At 55.9% G+C, this 6301-nt stretch carries 5 protein-coding genes; 2 read left to right on the top strand and 3 right to left on the bottom strand.

Annotated features, from left to right (window positions below; genetic code table 11):
- From ACVOK8_RS02725 to ACVOK8_RS02715, 3 genes are all read right to left on the bottom strand, one after another.
- A partial coding sequence (locus tag ACVOK8_RS02725) for a tandem-95 repeat protein (protein WP_481565458.1) occupies positions 1–1188 on the bottom strand: 1188 nt, incomplete at its 3' end.
- Between the two features lie 853 nt (positions 1189–2041).
- Positions 2042–2761, bottom strand: coding sequence for a response regulator transcription factor (locus tag ACVOK8_RS02720; protein ID WP_481565457.1), 720 nt, complete (start codon positions 2759–2761; stop codon positions 2042–2044).
- 86 nt (positions 2762–2847) lie between these two features.
- Positions 2848–4329, bottom strand: coding sequence for a sensor histidine kinase (locus ACVOK8_RS02715; protein WP_481565456.1), 1482 nt, complete (start codon positions 4327–4329; stop codon positions 2848–2850).
- A 399-nt stretch (positions 4330–4728) separates the two neighbouring features.
- Between ACVOK8_RS02715 and ACVOK8_RS02710 the strand changes: the two genes are divergently transcribed.
- Together ACVOK8_RS02710 and ACVOK8_RS02705 are read left to right on the top strand one after the other, a co-directional pair.
- Positions 4729–5289, top strand: coding sequence for an RNA polymerase sigma factor (locus ACVOK8_RS02710; RefSeq protein ID WP_481565455.1), 561 nt, complete (start codon positions 4729–4731; stop codon positions 5287–5289).
- Entirely contained in the window at positions 5286–6284 is a 999-nt protein-coding gene (locus ACVOK8_RS02705; RefSeq protein ID WP_481565454.1) for a FecR family protein, read from the top strand. The genes ACVOK8_RS02710 and ACVOK8_RS02705 overlap by 4 nt, the downstream gene beginning before the upstream one ends.
- Positions 6285–6301: the final 17 nt, after the last annotated feature.

The following is a 6301-nucleotide window of genomic DNA, read 5'->3' as shown; positions in this document are numbered from 1 at the left end:
CGTATAGCTGGCCGGCGTCGGATTGCCTGCGCCGTCGGTGCCCGGCGGGGTGAAGATCGTGCCCGGCTGATTCGGACCCGGCGGCGTGCCGCCCTGGTTCGGATCTTCAAATGCCGGTGGATCATTCTCCGGAACCACGGTGATGATGACTTTGCTGGTGGTGGTGCCACCCTGACCGTCATCGATGATCACGGTGAACTCGTCCGGACCGTTGTAGTCCGGGTTCGGGACGTAGCTGTACTCGCCAGTCTCCGGATCGATGGTGACCGTACCATTGCTCGGAGGCTCGCCGACAACGTAAGTCAGCTGATCTCCGTCAGCGTCGGTACCTGTGACCTTACCGGCGATAGCGGTGTCTTCAGGGGTTGTGATCTCGTAGTCACCGGACTCCGGGTCAAAACTTTGGCCAGAGATGTAACCAGGGTCACCCGGCTGCAAGCCTTCGTTCGGATCTACCGGCACCGGCAGATCATTGACTGGGGTAACGTCAATGCTGATTGTGCTGGTGCTGCTGCCGCCTTTGCCGTCGGTCACAGTGACCACAAACGTATCTTGACCGTTGTAACCGGGCTTCGGGGTGTAGGTGTACGCGCCCGTCTGTGGATTAATCGTCACAGTGCCATTGGTGGGTTGCCTGGTAACTGCGTAGGTCAGCGCATCACCATCCGCATCGGTACCAGCAACCCGTCCGCTCACAGGATCGTTCTCTGCGACGGTATGAGCGTAGTTCGGGGACTCCGGCGGACGGTTGCTGCGCTTGTCACTATCGCCATCGTCAACTGCCGCATAGATGGCGCCAGCGCCGACCAGCCCCAACGCAGCAATTGCCCAGCCAGGAAGGCCGGCTGCAGGTGGAACAAACCCAGCTGCGGCGACGTCTTCTTGGATCTCGGCAAAGTGGAAATCTGACCAAGGGCTGGTGTACTGCCCCCACCAATGCACACCCTCTACGTCCTCCAGAACCAGGTCGCTACGATGACCTTCATTGTCCTGGACGAAGAAACCGCGAATAGTTAGCGCACTGCCGTCTTTGAGGACAATTAGTAGATCGTTGCCAACCTGCTCAAAACGCTCAACAGTCTCCGGACCGATCTTAATCTTGACGATACTCGGCTGGTCGAGCGCGAGATCCCCCGAATCAACGACGGCAATTTTGCCAGACGACTTGGCGATGACTTCCGTATTCATGCTTTCCCTCGTTATAAGACTTTTAAAAATAGTCGCGGCGACTCAAGCCAGACATCGCGTACGCCAACAACCCAACGCGATCAACAGGCGACGAACTCGATCATCAGCACGTTGAAGCCACGGCCAAGAGGCGATAGCGCGAGTTCAAGAACTTCCCCACTAGCGTTTTCATTGGATCCGATTTCAGATTAGAAATGCGCGACATTTGCGCCGAACGTTTCGTTCCACATGACCTTGGATGATCGCTGCGACCAAAAGCTGTGTCGAAGCTATGGGCAGCCGCAGCGACAGTAGATTTCGCGGTAAAAGTAGGATTTACCTGGTCGTTAGGTGTTGCTTCACTGAGCGAAGAAATGAGCGTCCTTCTCAAGATAGACACTGAGCGCGAGTGGACAGCAACCCATCTTGCTATTCCTTCCAATATCGCTGAGGCCGCACAAAGCGCGACTGACGCAATCCACCCAGTATTGTTCTTTTGCACCCGCAACCCCCTCGAAAATCCGGCGGCGTCATGTGTTCAAGGACACAAACTTGCCATCGCCGTACCGTCCATTGCCAGGGCGTGCAGCAGAAAACGCCTTGCGGAAACGCTTTCCCTGATCCCGCTCCCAGCGTGCACGACAAGGTTTTTTGCTTGTACGAAGCACGCAGGGATGCAGACGCAATTTAGATATTCGCTCGAAGAGCATCAATCGCGCCTTACTCACCATTGCTCACATTGCGTGAGCAACGCCGCATTGAGCGGACAAAACCGCCGCATTGATCAAAATTTCCAATAACAGCTGGACAACGCCCCTTTCAGAGCCCATCCAAAATACTGAAATCTTGAGATCCGATCCCCGAAAACGCCACTTTAGGGTTCGAACAAATACCCGGCACCCCTCACTGCTTGCAATGGCAGGGACTCTCCCGAACTCTCGAGACACTTCCTGCGCAGGCGATAGATCAACATTTCAAGTCTATGAGGATCGAAGCCGTCTACATCAGCGGTCAGGTTTTTAATCAACGTCTCGCGGGATACCGGCTCATTTGGAGTCGCCGCCAACGTCTTCATCACCTGACGCTCAGCTTGATTCAATGACAACGCAACCCCCGCAGGAGTCGACAGCGTCCAGCCATTTCGGTCCAAGACCCATGTGCTGGAACGAGATGCGACCATGTCTTGACCAATGCGCCGTTGCTGAACGTTGCGCAGGGTTTCGATCACTTCGTCCATATCCGTCGGCTTCACCAAGTAGGCATCTACACCAGCGCGCAGCCCACGTACCCGCTCTGAAGTCCCTCCCTGCCCGGTATACATGACGATCCCTAATGAAGGCGAGAGACTTCGCATATGCTTGGCAATCTCTATCCCATCGTCATCCGGCAACCCCACATCCAGGAGAACTAGGTCAAATGGGGAGCCCGCCCACATGCGATAGAACTGCAATGCACTCGCAAGTCCAATTGCGTCAAACCCCGCATGTCGAAGAATGGGAACCATGATCTTCTCCCGAAGCTCTTCGTCATCTTCCACAATTGCGAGGCGCGGCAACAAGATCATCTTCTCGGGGGTGGCTTCTTGCATCATCATATCGGATACCGCAGTGCTGTATCGAGCCAGTCTCGCCGGCCTGGGTCCACTATCTTTCCAGAATCCAGCTCTAACTTAGGGCAACTTTAGGAACCGCCAACGAGAGGAAGAAGGATCCTCACGATTGTCCCGCGCTTCGGCTGAGTGTCGAACTCGATCTTGCCCCCCGCTTCCAGAACCATGTCGCGCACCACCGACAACCCGAGACCGGTCCCCATTCCGCTGGGTTTCGTCGTAAAAAAAGCTTCAAATGCTTGCATGCGTACGTCTTCCGACATCCCTATTCCGTCATCGGAACAGGTCAGGCATACCCAAGCCTCATCTGATCTTTCTGCCTGGATGTGAAACGTTCCGGCGCCGGCAATCGCGTCCCTCGAATTGGCGGCGATGTTTATGATCGCCAATCCGAAGTGATCGACATCCATCCGCACGGGCAAAGCGCGTTCCGCGCAATCCAACCGTAGTCGAATCCTCGATCCGAACAGTTGCCTAAGCATCGGAAGCAGCTCCTGAAGCAAGAAGCGCACGTCAAAAACCTCCGGATTGGCGACCTCTTGCCTGCTAAAATCCAGCAGCTTGCGGCTAATAGCCAGCGCACGCTTGGCTGCGATATCCACCGCCTCCATCGCCTCATAGAGTGCTTTTGTCCCACCCTCCGCCAGACGATCCCGCTGTGCGGCATAACCAAGGACAATACTCATTACGTTATTGAAGTCATGTGCCGCACCACTGACAAGACGTCCAATAGCCTCCATCTTTTGCGCATGGATAAGTTGGCCGCGCGCGCGCTCTCGCTCACGAATTTCTTCTTGGAGCTGCCTGTATGCCAGTTCAAGCTCGTGCCCACGGGTATTCGATTCATCTAAGCTATGACGTAATGCAGCCACAGTCCGATCAAATATGATCGCGATAACTAACCAGACACCGGCTAGCGAAAGCGCTTTACCCAGTCCACCTACCTGCATCGTGTCTGCGCCGAGTGCCACACGTGAATAATCTACAATCAGTGTAGCTGCCAGAATCATCACTAACGCAGAGAAGGTCAGCCACAATGCCCGTCGGCCGAGAATCAGGCCGCCAAGCGCCAGCAAGATCATCGGCATTGGATCGAACGGCAGACCCGCCAAACCGGTTGCGATGTAGCTTGCCGCCATGGATAACAGCACAACGCCGAGAAACAGTTGCAGGCTCCAACGGAAGCGTCCTGCTCGAATCAACCATAGGCTGGTCCACATCGCCAACGTCATCAGCACATCGGTTGAGAGATCGACGACCAGGGCTCTCGAATTGGCTACAGGCCCAGACCACTGGCCGCCAAGCACTGCATACAGAAACAGAGACTTATTGAGTGGGATGAATACTCCGAGAAATATCAGGAGCACTTGCAGGAATGGTGCATTGCGCCTATCAACGGGATCGTCCACGGGAGCGCTGAAGAGCCATCTCTTGAGGATATTAAGAAGATTAAACCGTTTGATAAAAGAACCTACCTTGCTGCTCTTGAAGATCGGAATCGCCTGCGGTTGCGCTGCCCGGACGCGCTCCGCCATGTTCTCCATCATCTTCATCCGCCGAGATCGAAGCTCCCCCTTACAAACGCAGAACCGCCCCCTCCTCCCTACCTCCTAGGCAGCCACTTCTAGAGGAACCTCGACACTCGATCCTCGAGTTCCAGCCCAAAATTTCGCTATCTGTCAGGACGAACTAACCCATGTCACCCATAACGCAAATTGACCCCTACCTCCCTACCTCCCTATCTGGCGAAGGGAAAGCAAAGAGGAGGGACTTTTTGGCTGAGCCGAAAGCGAGAGCCTCACCGGTTGCCCGCCAAGCTCTCCTTCACTCGTCGATCGCCTCTACCCGGCAGAAAACGGCAACCGCCCCCGCCGCCGCTCTAGGTGGTGAAATTGCGTTAGCGGCTGGTTAGAATTGGTGACAAAGACCACAACTTCCGCGGACGAGGGCAAATGAGTGTCACTTTAGACGCCAACATCTGCCCGCCTCTCTTCGAGAGATTTCTGGGCGAGCAGCGCCCGATGCTGATCAACTTTTTGCGTGGTCGAGGGATTTCCTTGGACGATGCCCAAGACATCGCGCAGGAAAGCCTCTATAAGTTGACACGCTATCGCGACTCCCCAGCTGAAGCCTTGAAGCCGCTGCTGTACCGAATTGCACTCAACGCGCTCCACGACTCTCGGCGACGGCAGTCCCCCCTCCATCAAACATCCCTTTCTGATATGGACCTCCAGGTCCATGACATTCGGGACGAGATGCCACGCCCGGAACAATGGGCTGAAGACAGAGAGGAGCTTGCGCGTGTCCGCGCCGCGATCAGCCGTCTTCCGGAACGCTGCAGGGAGATCTACCTGCTCAATCGTATTGAAGGAATGAGTTACAGCCAGATCTCGAAACATTGCGACATCTCAGTCAAAACGGTCGAGAAACATATCGGGAAGGCACTGAGCTTGCTAAGGAAGCTGCTCTCCGATCAAACACATCCCGTGAGCGTATTGGAGCAGCGCCCATGAACACCCCCCCCCCGCCCGTCCAAGATTTGCCCTGTTCGGCGGAAGATTGGCTGGCACGCCTACTGTCATCCGAATGCAGCGCGGCTGATCACGCTGCTTTCGAGGATTGGCTGGCCGTGTCCTCACAAAACGTGCTCGACTACGCTGAGGTTGAACGCATTCACCAGCTGACAGGGATATTGAAAGCGGCTCCTACGTTGCGGGAGGTGACGCCTGGCCCCGCCAACCAAATGCCGCTTACTCGACGCAAGCGCACCTTGCACCGTTCCTTTGCCTGGGCCGCGGCCCTAGTCCTCGCCGTAGGCGGAGGGCTCTGGCTTCTTACTGATTCTCGAACCATCGCACCAAGCAGCGTGTATGCGACAGAAGTCGGCAAGCAGCGCCATCTCAACCTCCCAGATGGATCTACCCTGCTTCTGGATACCAACACCCGCATCCAAGTGTCCTACCAACCCGCGAAGCGACATGTCACTCTACTGAGAGGGCAGATCCAGGCCAATGTCGTGCACGATGGAAATCGCCCCTTCGTGGTGACCTCGGGAATCGGCAGCGTTCGTGCGTTGGGCACTGTCTTCCAGGTAAAGCAGCTGAATGACGGCACCTCTGTTGCATTACTGGAAGGGCGCGTGATTGTAAGCACGGAAGCCGGCCCTCACCATGATGCCATTGAGCTGCGTCCGATGCAGGAGCTGACGTATGACGCGGAAGGGAAACTTGAGTCTCCCCGAACCATTGAGCTCGATCACGTGGAGAGTTGGACAAAAGGCCGCCTTGTTTTCAAAGAAGAGCGCCTGGCGGACTTGATAGCGGAGTTCAATCGATACTCCAGTGACCACCTAGTACTGTCCCAGAGCGAGCTTGGAGAGATCAAGGTCAGCGGCGCATTCAATGCCAGCGACCAGCCTGCGCTGCTCTCAGCCCTTCGCGAAGGATGGGGATTACAGGCGCAATCCATCGGCAACAATCGGATCGAGTTGTCTGAGCTGCAGCAGTAGGCCCTCGGGCATTGCGC

It is taken from the genome of Stenotrophomonas sp. STEN083 (assembly GCF_056759195.1).
This window is presented reverse-complemented; position numbering and strand designations above follow the sequence as displayed.

Excerpts from the sequence above, each read along its gene's own strand:
- ACVOK8_RS02720 (WP_481565457.1), bottom strand. The coding sequence starts at position 2,761 with ATGATGATGCAAGAAGCCACCCCCGAGAAGATGATCTTGTTGCCGCGC.
- ACVOK8_RS02715 (WP_481565456.1), bottom strand. The coding sequence starts at position 4,329 with ATGAAGATGATGGAGAACATGGCGGAGCGCGTCCGGGCAGCGCAACCG.
- ACVOK8_RS02710 (WP_481565455.1), top strand. The coding sequence starts at position 4,729 with ATGAGTGTCACTTTAGACGCCAACATCTGCCCGCCTCTCTTCGAGAGA.
- ACVOK8_RS02705 (WP_481565454.1), top strand. The coding sequence starts at position 5,286 with ATGAACACCCCCCCCCCGCCCGTCCAAGATTTGCCCTGTTCGGCGGAA.